12 protein-coding genes are annotated in these 17,227 nt (G+C 41.0%); 7 read left to right on the top strand and 5 right to left on the bottom strand.

What is annotated here, in order from left to right:
• Positions 1 to 164: 164 nt before the first annotated feature.
• The 3 genes from argS (at position 165) to folD (ending at position 4,398) form a co-directional block, all read left to right on the top strand.
• Positions 165 to 1,943, top strand: a complete 1,779-nt coding sequence (argS, locus tag DMZ48_RS06660; protein ID WP_143954353.1) for an arginine--tRNA ligase — start codon at positions 165 to 167, stop codon at positions 1,941 to 1,943.
• A gap of 166 nt (positions 1,944 to 2,109) precedes the next feature.
• A complete protein-coding gene (gene ffh, locus DMZ48_RS06655; protein WP_143954352.1) occupies positions 2,110 to 3,447 on the top strand; it encodes a signal recognition particle protein in 1,338 nt (445 codons plus the stop codon).
• Positions 3,448 to 3,507: 60 nt separating this feature from the next.
• Positions 3,508 to 4,398, top strand: a complete 891-nt coding sequence (folD, locus tag DMZ48_RS06650; RefSeq protein WP_143954351.1) for a bifunctional methylenetetrahydrofolate dehydrogenase/methenyltetrahydrofolate cyclohydrolase FolD — start codon at positions 3,508 to 3,510, stop codon at positions 4,396 to 4,398.
• A gap of 42 nt (positions 4,399 to 4,440) precedes the next feature.
• Here the strand turns inward: folD and DMZ48_RS06645 are convergent, their stop codons facing one another.
• Positions 4,441 to 5,466: an AI-2E family transporter gene (locus DMZ48_RS06645; protein WP_143954350.1), complete on the bottom strand. Its 1,026-nt coding sequence runs from the start codon at positions 5,464 to 5,466 to the stop codon at positions 4,441 to 4,443.
• 131 nt (positions 5,467 to 5,597) lie between these two features.
• Complete coding sequence (locus tag DMZ48_RS06640) at positions 5,598 to 6,563, bottom strand: mechanosensitive ion channel family protein (RefSeq protein ID WP_143954349.1); 966 nt, start codon at positions 6,561 to 6,563, stop codon at positions 5,598 to 5,600.
• A gap of 261 nt (positions 6,564 to 6,824) precedes the next feature.
• Here DMZ48_RS06640 and DMZ48_RS06635 point away from each other — a divergent pair, with 261 nt between their 5' ends.
• Positions 6,825 to 8,564: a BCCT family transporter gene (locus DMZ48_RS06635; RefSeq protein WP_143954348.1), complete on the top strand. Its 1,740-nt coding sequence runs from the start codon at positions 6,825 to 6,827 to the stop codon at positions 8,562 to 8,564.
• Positions 8,565 to 8,616: 52 nt separating this feature from the next.
• Here DMZ48_RS06635 and rho read toward each other — a convergent pair whose 3' ends face one another.
• Entirely contained in the window at positions 8,617 to 10,299 is a 1,683-nt protein-coding gene (gene rho, locus DMZ48_RS06630) for a transcription termination factor Rho (RefSeq protein WP_143954347.1), read from the bottom strand.
• Between the two features lie 188 nt (positions 10,300 to 10,487).
• Here rho and DMZ48_RS06625 point away from each other — a divergent pair, with 188 nt between their 5' ends.
• On the top strand, positions 10,488 to 10,901 hold the full coding sequence (locus tag DMZ48_RS06625; RefSeq protein ID WP_143954648.1) for a DUF4293 domain-containing protein: 414 nt from the start codon (positions 10,488 to 10,490) through the stop codon (positions 10,899 to 10,901).
• 71 nt (positions 10,902 to 10,972) lie between these two features.
• Here the strand turns inward: DMZ48_RS06625 and DMZ48_RS06620 are convergent, their stop codons facing one another.
• Together DMZ48_RS06620 and DMZ48_RS06615 are read right to left on the bottom strand one after the other, a co-directional pair.
• The gene (locus tag DMZ48_RS06620; RefSeq protein WP_242009143.1) at positions 10,973 to 11,464 is read right to left on the bottom strand and encodes a DUF4437 domain-containing protein; all 492 of its coding nucleotides are present in this window, start codon (positions 11,462 to 11,464) and stop codon (positions 10,973 to 10,975) included.
• 231 nt (positions 11,465 to 11,695) lie between these two features.
• Complete coding sequence (locus tag DMZ48_RS06615; protein ID WP_143954346.1) at positions 11,696 to 13,285, bottom strand: peptide chain release factor 3; 1,590 nt, start codon at positions 13,283 to 13,285, stop codon at positions 11,696 to 11,698.
• 645 nt (positions 13,286 to 13,930) lie between these two features.
• On the opposite strand from DMZ48_RS06615, the gene DMZ48_RS06610 reads away from it, so the two are divergent.
• The gene (locus DMZ48_RS06610) at positions 13,931 to 15,271 is read left to right on the top strand and encodes a DUF7507 domain-containing protein (protein WP_143954345.1); all 1,341 of its coding nucleotides are present in this window, start codon (positions 13,931 to 13,933) and stop codon (positions 15,269 to 15,271) included.
• Between the two features lie 45 nt (positions 15,272 to 15,316).
• Positions 15,317 to 17,227: collagen-like domain-containing protein (locus DMZ48_RS06605; RefSeq protein ID WP_199287946.1), on the top strand; the 1,911-nt coding region annotated here is incomplete at its 3' end.

Below are 17,227 nucleotides of genomic sequence, written 5' to 3'. Positions count from 1 at the left end.
CTGTAAGCGTTCTCTTCCAATTTGATAACTGATAAAAATGAATCGGGTGTAATCGATAATAAAGCAATATGGCTTCTGAAGTTAATGTTTTTCCTCCTTTTTAAGTGGCTGTCCGGTGTTAAAAATTTTTGTAAATAACTATCTTTGCAACCAAATTTAAGTACATGTTAATTCAGGAAAAGTTAAACACTGCGGTCAAGAAGGCCGTGAAAGAGATTTATCAACTGGAATTGCCTTCGGTTGAAATTCAGGCAACACGAAAGGAATTTGAAGGAGATCTCACGGTAGTGATCTTTCCCATGCTTAAGTTCATCAAGGGTAATCCACAGCAAATAGGGGAAACTCTAGGTACTGTCCTTACAGAGCAGGTTGATGAAGTGACCGGTTTCAATGTGGTCAAGGGGTTTCTGAATCTGGTAATTGCAGATGCCTATTATAAGGATTCTTTTGATGAGATCCGCAATATTTCTGAATATGGTTATGTTGTACCTGAACATGGATCCAAAGCCGTTATGGTTGAATATTCTTCACCTAATACGAATAAACCCCTTCACTTGGGGCATATCAGGAATAATCTTCTCGGGTATTCGGTAGCAGAAATCCTGAAAGCTTCAGGAAAAAGGGTTTACAAAACTCAGATTATCAATGACAGGGGAATACATATTTGTAAATCAATGTTGGCCTGGCAGCGATTTGGGAATGGAGAAACCCCGGAGTCTACAGGTTTAAAAGGAGATAAACTGGTTGGAAATTATTATGTAGCCTTTGATAAGGCATATAAGGCAGAGATCGAAGCGTTAGTCTCCAAAGGTGTCGAGAAGAAAGATGCTGAAAAAGAGGCGCCTATTCTATTAGAGGCGCAGGAAATGTTACGAAAATGGGAGGCAGGTGAACCAGAAGTTATCGGGCTCTGGAAAATGATGAATTCTTGGGTTTATAGGGGCTTCGAAGAAACCTACCGCGAACTCGGCGTTGATTTTGATAAACTGTATTATGAAAGTGATACGTATCTTTTAGGAAAGGATGTGGTTGCTGCCGGGTTGGAAAAAGGGGTCTTTTATAAAAAGGAGGATGGATCTGTATGGATCGATCTTTCAGACGAAGGATTAGATGAAAAGATCGTTCTGCGTGCTGATGGAACGGCAGTGTATATGACTCAGGATATCGGAACTGCGATACAGCGGGTAAAGGATCATCCTGATATTGGAGGAATGGTCTATACGGTTGGTAATGAACAGGATTATCATTTTAAAGTGCTATTTCTTATTTTACAAAAACTCGGATTTGATTGGGCAGAACATCTGTATCATTTGAGTTATGGTATGGTGGATCTTCCTAGTGGTAAGATGAAAAGCCGTGAGGGTACTGTGGTCGATGCGGATGATCTTGTTGAGGAGATGACCGGAACTGCAGCAGAAATATCTGAGGAGCTCGGCAAACTTGAAGGATTTACTGAAGAAGAAAAGAAAGAGCTTTATAAGACGATCGGTCTCGGAGCCCTGAAGTATTATATACTAAAAGTGGATCCGAAGAAGCGAATACTATTTGATCCTAAAGAATCTATAGATTTTCAAGGAAATACAGGGCCGTTCATTCAATATACCTATGCAAGGATTCAATCGATCCTGAGAAAGGCAGACTTCGATTATTCGGACACCGTAACGGCATATACACTTCATGCAAGAGAAAAGGAATTGTTGAAATTGTTACTGCAATTTCCGGAAATAGTGCAACAGGCTGCTATTCAATACAGTCCGGCAGTTATTGCTAATTATGTTTATGAGGTTGTAAAGGAGTTCAACTCTTTCTATCAGAATGTGAGTATACTTGGCGCAGAGCTGGAGGAGGAACGAATATTCAGAGTTCAGTTATCTGAAGTTGTCAGTCAATTGATAGCCAACGCTTTAAGGTTGTTAGGTATCAAAGTGCCTGAAAGGATGTAAGATTATGGCGAAATTAGACGGAGACTACAGGCATAATAACTTTGTTCGCGTTTTAATTTTAAAGCTGTACGAAGGTCTAATTTCTTCGTACTTCGGATACAATTAACTAAATTTGCAACTCCCGATATTTTAGGGAGATAAACCGCTTTAAAGACAGTAAAAATATATGTTTGATAATTTAAGTGAAAAGTTAGATAAGGCCTTTCACGTCCTGAAAGGACATGGTCAGATCACGGAAGTGAACGTTGCGGAAACACTTAAAGAGGTTCGCAGGGCCCTTCTTGACGCTGACGTTAACTTTAAAACGGCTAAAGCATTTACCAATAGTGTAAAGGAGAAGGCGATAGGACAAGATGTACTTTCTTCTCTGAAACCAGGACAATTGATGGTAAAGCTGGTTAAGGATGAACTTACCGAACTGATGGGGGGAGAAACCGCAGGTATCGACCTTTCCGGAAAACCATCGATCATTCTTATGTCTGGTCTTCAGGGTTCTGGTAAAACTACCTTTTCCGGTAAGCTTGCTAACTTTCTGAAAAATAAAAAAACCAAAAAACCACTTCTAGTAGCCTGTGATGTTTATCGTCCGGCTGCGATCGATCAGCTACATGTAGTTGGCGATCAGTTAGGAGTTGAGGTTTATTCAGACCGGGGTAATAATGACCCGGTTGCCATCGCTATAGCAGGTATTAACCATGCAAAGGCCAATGGACATAATGTGGTGATCATCGATACCGCCGGTCGTCTGGCAGTCGATGAGCAGATGATGACAGAAATCGCCAACATTCATAAGGCTATTCAGCCGAATGAGACCTTGTTCGTTGTTGATTCCATGACTGGGCAGGATGCCGTTAATACTGCCAAAGCCTTTAATGATATCCTTAACTTTGATGGTGTTGTATTAACAAAACTGGATGGTGATACCCGTGGTGGTGCAGCCCTCTCCATTAAATCTGTTGTTGATAAACCGATTAAATTTATCGGTACCGGTGAAAAACTGGATGCGATCGACGTATTCCACCCTTCCCGAATGGCAGACAGGATCTTAGGAATGGGGGACGTTGTTTCCCTTGTGGAAAGGGCGCAGGAGCAATTTGATGAAGAGGAAGCCCGTAAACTTCAAAAGAAGATCGCTAAAAATCAATTCGGTTTTGATGACTTCCTGAATCAGATCCAACAGATCAAGAAGATGGGTAGTATGAAAGACCTGCTTGGGATGATTCCGGGAGCCGGAAAAGCGTTGAAGGGTATTGATATTGATGATGATGCTTTCAAAGGTATCGAGGCGATCATTCATTCCATGACACCTGAGGAAAGATCGAATCCGACCATCCTTAACGGAAGTCGAAAAAAGCGTGTGGCTAAAGGTAGCGGGACCAGTATTCAAGAAGTGAATCAATTGCTGAAGCAGTTCAACCAGATGAGCAAAATGATGAAAATGATGCAAGGTGGTGGTGGCCGTAAGATGATGCAGATGATGAACAATATGAAAGGGATGCCTTAATTGCAGCTAATAATTAGAATAGAAGTTAAGAGTTAAATAATTTACAATTAAATAGGGGTAATGGAAATACTAGACGGTAAAAAGATCTCAAATCAGATCAAGGATGAAATTGCTGCCGAAGTGGCTCAGATGAAAGACAGAGGAGAGAAAGTTCCTCATCTTGCAGCTATCCTTGTGGGTAATGATGGTGCAAGTCTTACTTATGTTGGAAGTAAAGTTAAGGCTTGTGAGCGTATCGGATTTGAATCTACCCTCGTGAAAATGCCAAGTACAACGAGTGAACTCGAATTGCTTAAGAAGATCGAGGAATTGAATAAGGATAAGGAAATTGACGGATTTATCGTGCAGCTTCCTCTTCCCAAGCAGATCGATACTCAAAAGGTTCTTCTTGCTGTTGATCCTGATAAGGATGTGGATGGTTTCCATCCGATGAATTTCGGTAAAATGGCGTTGGATATGAGTACTTTTATTCCTGCAACTCCTTTTGGTATTCTCGAATTGCTCGAACGTTATAATGTACAAACACAAGGGAAGCATACTGTAGTGATCGGAAGATCACATATCGTTGGTAGACCTATGAGTATCCTGATGGGAAGAAAAGGATTTCCTGGTAATTCAACAGTTACTCTAACCCATAGTCATACAAAGAATATTGATGAGATTACGCGTCAGGCTGATATCATTATCTCCGCTCTGGGAGTTCCGGGGTTTTTAAAAGGAGATATGGTAAAAGAAGGAGTTGTTGTGATCGACGTGGGGATTACTCGTGTAACTGATGAGACGACCCCAAAAGGGTATCGTATCGTTGGGGATGTTGAATATGAGGAAGTGAGTAAAAAGGCTAGTTACATCACTCCGGTTCCGGGGGGTGTAGGGCCGATGACCATTGCGATGCTTTTAAAGAATACCTTGTTGGCAAGAGAGCGTCACCGTGAAAAAGCTGCCCTATAATTTCCGGTAGTACCATACACTAAATAATAAATGCGGCCTGTTTCATAGTTTTTTATGATGCAGGCCGTATTCGTTTCTGTAAATCTTTACCAAAAGCATAAAGAGACTGATGAGCAACGGACCAAAGATCAATCCTATAAACCCAAAAAGAGGTACTCCAATGATTACCCCGATCAATGTAATCAGGGGGTGAAGATTTGCCAGTTTATTCTGGATAATGATTCTGAAAACATTATCAGTGACACCCACAACAGTGATTCCGTAGATCAGAATTCCGATCGCTTGCCAATTATGGCCCTGTGAAAACAGGAGAATGGTTACCGGTACAATACCCAGAGCTGTCCCTACAAAGGGAATCATAGAACCTACAAAGGTGACTACAAACCAGAAAATTGGGTCGGGTACGCCAAAAATATAATAACCGATCAACGCTACCAACCCCTGGAAAAATGCAACAAGTGGGATTCCGATCGCATTTGATTTTACGATATCATTAACCTCTTTTGAAATCAACTGGATGTTATTATCACTGATCGGCAAATATTTACTCAGTTCCCTTTTCAAACCTTCCATATTCGTAAGCATATAATACAATATGAAATACATGATGCTAATCGCCATCACTACATTGAACGTGGAGCCGACAAGGCTTTGAACATTGTCTGAAACCCAGGATGTCACATCCTGAGAGTTGATGCTGGACATCACATCGATGCCTATATGATGTTCCAGTAATCCGAGTTTTTCTTTGATCACCGCCATGATCTTTTCGGAATTTCGGGCTGCGTCCTTAAGTTTGCTTGCCAACAATTGGATGATCAGCCAAATAGGAATAATGATTACGATTAGTGACGAAATCATAATGATCGTTGCGCCAACCCAGGGTTTCCATCCTTTGGCGAGCATTTTTTTCATAATGCCTCGAAACAACAGGAAAAAAGTTATAGCTCCCAGAATACCGGAAAGGTAGGGGAGCATTTCTTCCAAAATCAGATAACCGAAAATAAGAATAAGTCCGAGCATAAATAGTTGTCGGAGCAATGAGGGGCTAATCAGTCTGCTATTCATATGAGCTTATTAGAAATACTGAATATACAAAAATGTTTGAATGATTGAGGGAAAATAAAGGTAATCAGTGACATACGCATAATTCTTTCCTATGATAACAGGATGAGGATAGGATAAGTATGTTTTGAATTTTATGCCTCTCCGGGTTTGAGAGCCATACGGTCATGGGGTATATTATTGGCAGAAATAGTATCCTTAATCTCAATTCGTGTTCGGGGAAGGCTTTCAGGATAATTCTTTTGAATGAATTCGATCAGTTTTTCCCGGATAAAAACACGCAGATCCCATGCAACAGGAGAATTTCTTGCGCTCATAAGGGAGCGGATCTCAATATAATTCTCTTTGCAGTCGGTCACCTGTAGTACGTCAACGTTACCATCCCAGAGATCTGTGGATTTAAGCAGTCTGGTTTGTTCTTTACGGAGTGCTTCAAAGGAAATACTATAGTCGGTATAGATGAAGACCGTGCCCAGTATATCAGCGCTGGTACGTGTCCAGTTTTGAAATGGTTTTTCGATGAAATAGGTGGTGGGAAGAACCAATCGTCTTTTATCCCATATGCGGACAACTACAAAAGTTAAAGATATTTCTTCTACCCAGCCCCATTCTCCTTCTACCACCAAAACATCATCCAGGCGGATCGGTTGTGAAATTGCGATCTGTAATCCGGCTAGAATTGTTGCAATAGCTTTTTGGGCAGCAAGTCCAAGAATTAAACCCGCAACACCTGCAGAAGCAAATAGGCTTATTCCTATCTTTCTAACTTCATCGAATAACATGAGCGTAATAGCAATGGCCACGATCACAATTATAAAGATGATGATCTTTTCCAGGATATTGAATTGGGTGTATAGCTTACGGGCATCGAGATTATTCTCTGAAGAAAAATCATATTTCTGTAAGTACTGTTTCTTTGTGATCTTGAGAATACCGATCATGCCCCAGGTGACACAGATGATCAATAAGATCGAGCCGAGTTTTTGTGCTAAATAGGCTGTGTTCTCGTTGAAGTTTAAAAAGGTATCAGCTCCTGATTTGATTACTAGTGCTGCTATGAACAGAATTGCTGGAGTGATAAATCTTTTGATATATTTCATACCGGGTGCTTTTGGTTTTACCCGGAATTTTATCACAAAGGCGATCTTCAATTACGTGAATCACTATACTATTCCGGGAGGTTTAGGTCTTTTAATTTACTAAATAATCGATGGATAGGATAATTGTTAACATATCTGTAACCTAAAACGTTGTAATTCAGGTGTTAAATCCCTAAATTATAAGAGTCTCTTAATCAGTGTGTGCCTAGGCGCATTGAAATCTTCACTTTTTAGTTCTCATTTTTTAAATACGATCTTTATATGATAAGGAAGAAAAATATGAATTCCGATCCTTCCCGTGAAATTAAAAATCCGGAAGTACAGTTAGCTGTTGATTCGATGGTGGAAGAGTATGAAATAAAGCTCAGAAGGGAGCTTGACATGAGGAAATCCAAAAGCTATACGGAGATCGAAAGAAGAACTGAGACTTTCTACGATATGTTAATCGAAAATGAGCTTGATGATATTCGTAGGGATGTACAGCAGATCAGGGAAGAGGAAAAGTCTATTGTTGGAATCACATTCTGGATAAGTTTATCGATCGCGGTACTGGTGATCATATTTGCATTATTTTCAGGAGAAAAGCTGGTTGCCGTTGCCGATAACATCTCTTTTTTTATTGCACACAACTTGAGTTGGTTCTATGTGCTACTCGCTTCGGGCTTCTTAATTTTTTTATTTTACCTGGCATTTGGACGATTTGGGAGAGTGGTATTAGGTCCGCCAAATGAACGTCCGGAGTTTTCTGATTTTTCATGGTATTCAATGTTATTCTCTGCAGGAATGGGGGTGGGGATCTTATTTTGGGGAACCGCTGAGCCTATGAGTCATTTTTTACATCCTCCTACGGATATGCCGGTAACTGTTGAGTCTGCAAAATCTGCGATGGCCTACACGGCATTTCATTGGGGGTTTCATGCTTGGGGTGTGTATACAATATGTGCCTTAGGTACGGCCTATTATGGATTTCGTAAGCGAAAGAAGTATTTGATCTCTTCAAGTATATTAGATTTTACAAAGAAGAAATCTTCCCGGAAAATGATAAAAGCAATCGTTGATCTTATTGCAATTCTGGCGGTAGTTTTTGGTGTGAGTGCATCACTGGGGCTTGGCGTATTGCAGATCAGTGGAGGGGTTGATTATGTGTTTGGCTGGGATACTCAGAACTTTGCGGGATATGCTCTTATCACGTTACTGATTACAGTGATTTTTGTGATATCTTCTTCAACAGGATTAGAAAAAGGGATCAGGATTCTTTCAAATCTAAATATGCTTACAGCAATAGCATTATTGATTTTTGTTTTTATCGCAGGAAATTCGCTTTTTGATTTGAAGGTTTTTGTTGATTCGATTGGTCAATATCTACAACGTCTTCCGGAATTTAGCTTTAAAGTAGATCCTTATGAACCGGAATATGAACGTTGGATGGGGAATTGGACTTTGAGTTATTTTACCTGGTGGATGGCCTGGTCTCCATTCGTGGGAATTTTTATAGCCAGGATATCGAAAGGAAGAACTATCAAGGAGCTGATCATTGGTTGTCTTTTTATACCGGTGCTTTTCAGTATCCTCTGGTTCTCTGTGTTCGGAGGATCGGCAATAGCCATGGAATTATTTGGTGACTCTACGATAGGAGAACGTATTGTTTCGAATGTAAATTTAGGAACCTTCGTTTTTCTTGAACAGCTTCCATTTGACAAAGTTACTTCTGTGGTAGCGTTGTTATTGTTATTTACATTTTTGGTCACTTCTGCAGACTCTGCCACTTTTGTAATCAGTATGATGACATCGGAGGGAGATCTCGATCCTAAGCTTAGATTAAAGGTTATTTGGGGAGTGGTTTTGGCAACTTTGAGTTTGCTCTTGCTTGCAGGAGGTGGATTAAAAGCGCTGCAGGCCGCTACACTGATTTTTGCCTTTCCCTTTGCAATTGTCCTGGTGCTAATTGCCAGAACTCTGTATTTCAGGTTGTCGATACAGGTAAAGAAAAGAAGGGAATAAAAAAAGTGCAGCGCGAAATTTGACTTCCGGCTGCACTCACGGTTTGTGTCTATTATTGATTCATCGTCATGAGGAATTCCTCATTATTACGTGTCTGTTTAATTCTGGTTTCCATAAATTCCATGGCTTCAACAGGGTTCATGTCTGAAAGATATTTTCTCATGATCCACATGCGCTGAATTGAATTTTCATCGAGTAACAAGTCATCACGTCTTGTAGAAGAAGAGATGAGGTCAATTGCAGGGAAAATTCTTTTATTCGCAATTCTTCGATCCAATTGTAATTCCATATTACCTGTTCCTTTGAATTCTTCGAAGATAACTTCGTCCATTTTTGAACCGGTTTCAGTAAGCGCTGTTGCAATTATGGTAAGAGAGCCTCCGCCTTCAATATTTCTGGCTGCTCCGAAGAAACGTTTAGGCTTATGAAGAGCATTTGCATCAACACCACCACTTAACACTTTTCCACTTGCAGGTTGTACTGTGTTATAGGCTCTTGCCAGACGAGTGATCGAATCGAGCAGGATCACTACATCATGCCCGCATTCTACCAGTCTTTTTGCTTTTTCAAGTACGATATTAGCTACTTTAACGTGACGATCAGCGGGTTCATCAAAGGTAGATGCGATAACTTCTCCACGAACATTTCGCTGCATATCAGTAACCTCCTCAGGGCGTTCATCGATCAGAAGGATCAATTGGTATACCTCAGGGTGATTGGCTGCAATGGCATTTGCGATATCTTTGAGAAGCATTGTCTTACCCGTTTTTGGTTGAGAAACGATCATACCACGTTGTCCTTTACCTATAGGGGAAAAAAGATCTACGATACGGGTAGAAAGCGTACTTTGTTTTTCAGCCAACCTGAATTTTTCATTCGGGAAAAGCGGGGTAAGATGTTCAAAGGAAACGCGGTCTCTGACCACTTGCGGATCGAGTCCGTTAATTTGATTCACTTTGATCAGTGGGAAGTATTTTTCGCCTTCTTTTGGAGGACGTACAGTTCCTTTAACGGTATCACCGGTCTTCAATCCGAATAATCTGATCTGAGATTGTGATACATAGATGTCATCCGGAGAAGAAAGGTAATTGTAATCACTACTTCTCAGGAATCCATAACCATCCTGCATGATATCAAGTACACCTTCACTTTCGACAATGCCATCAAACTCAAAATCAGGTTCTCTGTAGCGGTTCTTCTTTTCTTTGTCGAAGTTGTCCTTGTCTTTTGGAGCGTTATTATTATTGTTATTAGTATTCTGATGGCTTTTTTTATTGTGAGTGTTGCGCTGAGTATTGCTGTTTTGCTCTTTTTTGCGCGGAGCCTGATTTTGTTCCTCCTGTGCTTTAGGCTGTTCTTTAACAGGTCTTTCCGAAGTCTTTTTCTGTGGTTGTTCCTGCGAAGGGACAGTTGACTTTTCAGGTTGTGGGGTTACGGTTTTTTCGTGGGTAACTTCCTTTTGTACAGGGGTTTGTGGGGCGGGTTTAACAGGGGCTGGTTTGCTGACGCGTGTTCTTTTTCTCTGGGGTGCTTTTGGTTTTGGGCTATCTTTTTTTTCTTCCTCAGCCTCAACAGTATTTTTGCTGACTACTTCGGGACTAGCCGCCTGAACATCCAGGATTTGGTATATTAGATCGTTCTTTTTCAACGACTTGTATTTAGGAATACCCGCGGATTTAGCAAGTTCCTGTAATTCAGCAAGTTTCTTTGCTTTTAAATCTGAAATTTCAAACATTTATCAAATAATAAATTATTGTTCTAGAGGTAAAAAAATGAATGTTTCTTTGAATTTTATCTAAGAAGTACAAACAAACGTAGTAAAGTACTCGTTTCGAATTGACTACGCAATATTACAAATTTATTTTAAAAAACAGTCATCTTTTTTGGAAAAGAACGTTATTTTTGCCATCAGGAAAAGTTAAAGTGTTACAGCGAATTCAAAGCATATATATGTTTCTTGTGGTCATCCTGAATGGCGTGTTGCCTTTTTGGGTGTATCTTTGGACTGATGCTTTAGGTGAGGCGGTTTATGCAGATGATGACATGGTATATTCAGCATTGTTCATCTGTTCGGCGGTAATGGCATTTCTAACTATATTCCTTTTTAAGAATAGAAAACGACAATTTGTTTTGAACAGATTGAATATCATATTAAACTTTGTTTTACTAGGATTTTTCGTTTATCGGTCGCTAATCTTATCCGGAGAAACCAATGCGGTTTCTGAGAAGGGTATTGGGATGCTTCTTCCAATTGTTTCTATCGTTTTTTTAGTTCTGGCCAATAAAGCCATTAAAAAGGACGAAGATCTTGTAAAATCTGTTGATCGGTTACGATAAACCTAACATCTTAGTATATTAGTGCGTTGAAAACCCGGGGTTGTTCCCGGGTTTTTTTTGTGTTCTGTTTTTTAGTTTTTCACTTCCATGGGAAATGCATCTAATGGAGCTACAAAGGCGATGTAAAGGATGCAGGGACCTGCATCACCACATTCCGCGGTATGTGGTTTTTTGGAAGGGCCATAGGCATAATAGCCAGGTTTTAACGTGCTGGGTTCTTCGCCTTCATATTGCACGGTTAGTTCTCCGCTAATCAAAACCATTCGCTCCTGACTGTTGTGCCAGTGATTTGGTGCTTTTGAATTTGCAGGCATCTTGAAGAGTACATCTATGTTCTTGTCTTCTGGATTTCCCTGCAAAAAGGCTAGTTGAATTCCTTCAGGCATAAAGTCCGGACCCGGGTGCCATTGAATACTTGGGTCATTGAGAATATCGATCACAATTGAATTTTCGGAGGTCTCACTACTGGAATTGTTTTCCGATTGGGCGTGAGCTGAGATCGTTGAGAGCAGGAAAAAAAAGAAAAGGAGCGTAGCTGGTAATTTCATTTTAAATGATGACATAACTACTGCTTTTAAGGGTTAGTTGAAAATTAAGTTGTTTGTTTGGGGGGATAAAGGTGGGGGGGTGTCTATTAAAGATACGAATTTAATTCCAGACGTGATATAATGTGCTTGTATATAGCTATTTGGTTAACCTGAAAGATTGCGGTTAATCAAGCTGTATTCTTGTGGTTTGCAATAAGGATAAAAAAAAAGGCTTCGGTTGATTTCCGAAGCCTCTCAATTTTACTATTATTTGTATTCTGAAACGTAATGTAATTTTACATTAGGATATTTTTGTTGCGTCATCTGAATGGAGAACGATGAATCAGCCAGAAAAACGAGTTGTCCTTGTTTGTCTCTGGCCAGAAATTTTGATTTTACTCTTTTAAACTCTTCAAACTCTTCACTTTTAGGATCTGTGGGTTCCACCCAGCAAGCTTTGTGAATAGGGAAGTTCTCGTAGGTACATTTGGCACCATATTCATGCTCCAGTCGGTATTGAATTACTTCATATTGCAGGGCTCCCACCGTTCCAATGATCTTGCGACCGTTGAGTTCCAGCGTGAACAGCTGGGCTACTCCTTCATCCATCAGCTGAGAAATTCCTTTATCCAGCTGCTTGGCTTTCATAGGGTCTGCATTATTGATATAGCGGAAATGTTCCGGAGAGAAGCTTGGGATTCCACGGAAATTCAATATTTCACCCTCTGTAAGTGTATCTCCGATCTTAAAGTTTCCAGTGTCATGTAATCCAACGATATCTCCGGCATAAGAAATATCGACGATCTCCTTCTTTTCCGCAAAAAAGGCATTCGGACTCGAAAACTTTAATTTTTTATTGTGTCTTACATGAAGGTAAGGGGTGTTTCTTTCAAACGTCCCAGAGACGATCTTGATGAAAGCTAGCCGGTCTCTATGCTTGGGGTCCATATTTGCGTGGATCTTGAACACAAATCCGGAGAATGTATCTTCATCCGGTTTAACCAGTCGCTCCTCCGCCTTTTTTGGACGAGGTGTCGGTGCTATTTCCACAAAACAATCGAGTAGCTCTCTAACTCCGAAGTTATTTAATGCAGATCCGAAGAAAACCGGCTGTAAGGTTCCGTTCAGATATGCATCGCGATCGAAATCGGGGTAAACTTCATATACGAGCTCTAAATTATCCCGCAGTTCATCGGCTGCATCCTGACCGATTATTTTTTCCAGTTCCGGACTATTAATATCATCAAAAGCGATAGTTTCTTCTATATTCTTTTTACTGTCACCACTGAAAAGATTGATGTTCTTTTCCCAGATATTATAAATTCCTTTAAAGTCGAATCCCATTCCTATAGGGAAGCTCAACGGAGTAACAGTAAGTCCGAGTTTTTGTTCGACTTCATCCAGAAGGTCGAAAGCATCTTTTCCTTCACGATCGAGTTTATTTATAAATACGATCATTGGGATATTGCGCATTCGACAAACTTCCACCAGTTTTTCAGTCTGTTCCTCAACCCCTTTTGCAACGTCGATAACTACGATTACACTATCGACTGCAGTAAGAGTTCTGAAGGTGTCTTCCGCAAAATCCTTGTGTCCTGGAGTGTCCAGAATATTGATCTTCTTATCGTAATAATTAAAAGCAAGAACCGAGGTGGCTACGGAAATCCCACGTTGTCTCTCGATTTCCATGAAATCGGAAGTAGCTCCTTTTTTTATCTTATTGCTTTTAACAGCCCCAGCTTCCTGAATGGCACCTCCAAAAAGGAGTAGTTTTTCAGTTAAGGTTGTCTTCCCGGCATCTGGGTGAGATATAATTCCAAAGGTTCTTCTTTTTGCTATTTCTTTCGTTAAACTCATCAGGGTACTAATATTTGGCGCAAAGATATCATTTATGATTCACTGAATCTTAGTAAAAAGCAAAAATCACAGGCTGGTTTTGGATGTCTTTTATTGTGATGATAAGTTCGATTTATTTCGCAAAAATGAAAGATGTAGATATGGTTGACGAGCATAGGAGTTTAGCTTGTTTTAGGAGGGGTCTTTCTGGTTAGATTAGAGTCTTGCTAAAAAGTGCATTTCATCGAAAAAATTTTACACGTCAACGGTAAAGCAGGGAATGTGTCTCAATATTGGTGATTGATCTGTATTAAATAACTGTAAGAAAAATACGCCACCACTTATAAGTGTTGGGCTACTACAAGGTTGAACATCAGTTTATTAAACAACATCGATAACATATATGGTATCAATTATAAGGTGTTTTACAACATTTTATGTGTTAGAAAGTAGAACTGTCTTACTTTTAGACTGTTATATTAAAATTGTAAAAAACAGCCAAATTTTAGCCATATGATTTTCTGATACTAAATACTGTTTAGTATGTTTTTTATCGATGAAAAAATGCGCTATATCAAATAAAGATTACGGGATTACATCATCTGTATATCTTTGAATCAAATTATTAATTAACATAATTTTAACAAGAATTTACCAACCCCAAAGATGTCCCAAACATCTCAAAAGAACCTGCTAACTATGGATAAGAATTACTTCTTTCTTATTATTCTGTCTTTCTTTCCGGCTTTAATATTAGCCCAGTCTATTGGAGATTATGGGGTGATCAGTAATGGTGATTGGAGTGATCCGGATACCTGGGGCATTTGGAATGGTAGTCAGTTCATAAATGATGGTACCTATCCTGGTGAAGAGGGAGGGACTTACGATGTTTATATAATCGGCAACCATACGGTGAATCTGGATATTTCAGTTAACGGAAGTTTTAATTCATTGATCATTGGTGACGAAGATGGTTCTTTGGATCTTCTCAATATTGTAGGTAATAACGTCTCAAGATATCTGAATACTAAAACTATCCATGTTAAAACCGATGGTCAGATAAAATGGGAAAATAAAACGGACCTTTCGCTTCCTGCTTATGTGAATATCATTCTGGATGATGATAACGGGTTTTATAATGATACCGCTTGTAATGTCAACCGGACAATCACCATAGGCGGAGAGGTTTATGCAGTTTGTAATGGTAGTGGAGCTCAGAGTTTTGAAGATATCAATACTGGTGGAGGTGTTGATTTTAGTCCCCAATTGTCTATTGATAAAGTGAGTATTACTTCTGGTTATTCTGCAGTGGGTGATGTTATCGATTATCAAATTACAGTAACGAATACAGGGCTTTCAGATCTGGAAGATGTTCGCGTAAATGACCCCTTGATCGGACTAAATACTATCATAAGCAATTTAAACTCCGGTGTCACCTCTGGCACCTATACAGGGCAGTATACTATTACACAGGCGGATATTGACCGAGGTTACGTTTCTAATACGGCCTATGCTACTTTCGGTGGAAATGTCGTGAGTTCTTCCGATGGATATGATGTTATTATGTCGTTGTATCCGATCAAAGTGATTCCAAGTACTACTAATTGTACTAATGGTTACAATTATAATGTCGAATTAGCCTATACATTTCTAATCGTTGGAAATCCTCCTTCAAACCTTTATACCCTGCAGGGAAATTTAAACTGTGGTGGTCAAAGTACATTCTTTGATCTGCCAAATGCAGGTGGTTCCGGGACAACCGTTACTGTGGGAAATCAATGGAGAAGTGCTTCAGATTGTAATACGGTAACTCCTCAAGATCTTGATTGTGAAATATTCGATGTTCAGATCCAGGGACCGGGATTGAATTATACGAATGTACAGGTGGATGGTGTAAGTGGGGTCTATTTCGTGAAAGCAGAAGATACAGAGATCGTGTATATGACAGAAGTGTTCGATACGGTGATATCGAATCGAAATAAAACATATAGAGTAAATAAAGATTAAAACAAACAACAACTAATAACCAAATCAAGCTTAACCGAATCTACAATGAAAAAACTACTACTATTGGTATTTTTCTTAACCTGTGCATCAATTTCTTACGGACAGGTTATTGTGACTTTGGAAGATCAATGTAATTGTGAGATCCTAAGTGGAACAGATGTGACTACCCCTGGAGTTTCAACTCCTGCAGGTGTGGAAATTGGAGATATTTATGTGAATACAACTTCAGGGACTCTATTCTATTGGGATGGTAATACCTGGGAATTGACTCAAGGTATTAAGATATCTTCTGTAAATGATAATGGAGATGGCACTTTTACATTTATATATAGTGATGGTACAAATTTTACCACTCCTAATATGAAAGGTGGGAAAGGTGACAAAGGAGATCAGGGTCCTGCGGGTCCAACCGGAGCCCAAGGTCCACAAGGAGAGCAAGGTGTTCAAGGAGAAAAAGGAGATAAAGGTGACCAAGGTGAAGTAGGTCCACAGGGTGTTCAGGGTGAAACCGGTGCACAGGGTCCTCAAGGAGAAGCAGGTCCGCAAGGTGTTCAGGGTGAAACCGGTGCACAGGGTCCTCAAGGAGAAGCAGGTCCGCAAGGTGTTCAGGGTGAAACCGGAGCCCAAGGTCCTCAGGGAGAAACTGGTGCCACTGGTGCTCAAGGAGAAAAAGGAGATAAAGGTGACCAAGGTGACGTAGGTCCACAGGGTGTTCAGGGTGAAACCGGAGCACAAGGTCCTCAAGGTGAAGCAGGTCCACAGGGTGTTCAGGGTGAAACCGGAGCACAGGGTCCACAAGGAGAAGCAGGTCCACAAGGTGTTCAGGGTGAAACTGGAGCACAAGGTCCGCAAGGCGAAGTTGGTCCGCAGGGTGTTCAGGGAGAAACTGGAGCCCAAGGTCTTCAAGGCGAAGCAGGTCCACAAGGAATTCAAGGAGAAAAAGGAGATAAAGGTGACCAAGGCGAAGCAGGTCCTCAGGGTGAAACTGGGGCACAGGGTCCTCAAGGAGAAGTAGGTCCGCAGGGTGTTCAGGGAGAAACCGGAGCACAGGGTCCACAAGGAGAAGCAGGTCCACAAGGTGTTCAGGGTGAAACCGGAGCACAGGGTCCTCAAGGCGAAGCAGGTCCTCAGGGAGAAACTGGTGCCACTGGTGCTCAAGGAGAAGTAGGTCCGCAGGGTGTTCAAGGTGAAACTGGAGCACAAGGTCCTCAAGGAGAAGCAGGTCCACAAGGAATTCAAGGAGAAAAAGGAGATAAAGGTGACCAAGGCGAAGCAGGTCCACAGGGTGTTCAGGGTGAAACCGGAGCCCAAGGTCCTCAGGGAGAAACTGGTGCCACTGGTGCTCAAGGAGAAAAAGGAGATAAAGGTGACCAAGGTGAAGTAGGTCCACAGGGTGTTCAGGGTGAAACCGGAGCACAGGGTCCACAAGGAGAAGCAGGTCCACAAGGTGTTCAGGGAGAAACAGGTCCACAGGGTGTTCAAGGTGAAACTGGAGCACAAGGTCCTCAAGGCGAAGTTGGTCCGCAGGGTGTTCAGGGAGAAACTGGAGCCCAAGGTCTTCAAGGCGAAGCAGGTCCACAAGGAATTCAAGGAGAAAAAGGAGATAAAGGAGACCAAGGAGAAGCAGGTCCACAAGGTGTTCAGGGTGAAACCGGAGCCCAAGGTCCTCAAGGAGAAGTTGGTCCGCAGGGTCCTCAAGGAGAAGCAGGTCCGCAAGGTGTTCAGGGTGAAACCGGAGCTCAAGGTCCTCAGGGAGAAACAGGCCCACAAGGTGTTCAAGGTGAAACTGGAGCTCAAGGACCACAAGGAATTCAAGGAGAAAAAGGTGACCAGGGAGATCAAGGAGAAAAAGGAGATAAAGGTGACCAAGGCGAAGCAGGTCCACAGGGTGTTCAAGGTGAAACTGGAGCACAAGGTCCTCAAGGAGAAGTAGGTCCACAGGGTGTTCAGGGAGAA

Source organism: Robertkochia solimangrovi (assembly GCF_007279655.1).
Lineage (GTDB): Bacteria > Bacteroidota > Bacteroidia > Flavobacteriales > Flavobacteriaceae > Robertkochia > Robertkochia solimangrovi.
This window is presented reverse-complemented; position numbering and strand designations above follow the sequence as displayed.

Bases quoted from the DNA above. Each gene is read 5' to 3' on its own strand.
- argS (WP_143954353.1), top strand. From the start codon at position 165: ATGTTAATTCAGGAAAAGTTAAACACTGCGGTCAAGAAGGCCGTGAAA.
- ffh (WP_143954352.1), top strand. From the start codon at position 2,110: ATGTTTGATAATTTAAGTGAAAAGTTAGATAAGGCCTTTCACGTCCTG.
- folD (WP_143954351.1), top strand. From the start codon at position 3,508: ATGGAAATACTAGACGGTAAAAAGATCTCAAATCAGATCAAGGATGAA.
- DMZ48_RS06645 (WP_143954350.1), bottom strand. From the start codon at position 5,466: ATGAATAGCAGACTGATTAGCCCCTCATTGCTCCGACAACTATTTATG.
- DMZ48_RS06640 (WP_143954349.1), bottom strand. From the start codon at position 6,563: ATGAAATATATCAAAAGATTTATCACTCCAGCAATTCTGTTCATAGCA.
- DMZ48_RS06635 (WP_143954348.1), top strand. From the start codon at position 6,825: ATGATAAGGAAGAAAAATATGAATTCCGATCCTTCCCGTGAAATTAAA.
- rho (WP_143954347.1), bottom strand. From the start codon at position 10,299: ATGTTTGAAATTTCAGATTTAAAAGCAAAGAAACTTGCTGAATTACAG.
- DMZ48_RS06620 (WP_242009143.1), bottom strand. From the start codon at position 11,464: ATGTCATCATTTAAAATGAAATTACCAGCTACGCTCCTTTTCTTTTTT.
- DMZ48_RS06615 (WP_143954346.1), bottom strand. From the start codon at position 13,285: ATGAGTTTAACGAAAGAAATAGCAAAAAGAAGAACCTTTGGAATTATA.
- DMZ48_RS06610 (WP_143954345.1), top strand. From the start codon at position 13,931: ATGTCCCAAACATCTCAAAAGAACCTGCTAACTATGGATAAGAATTAC.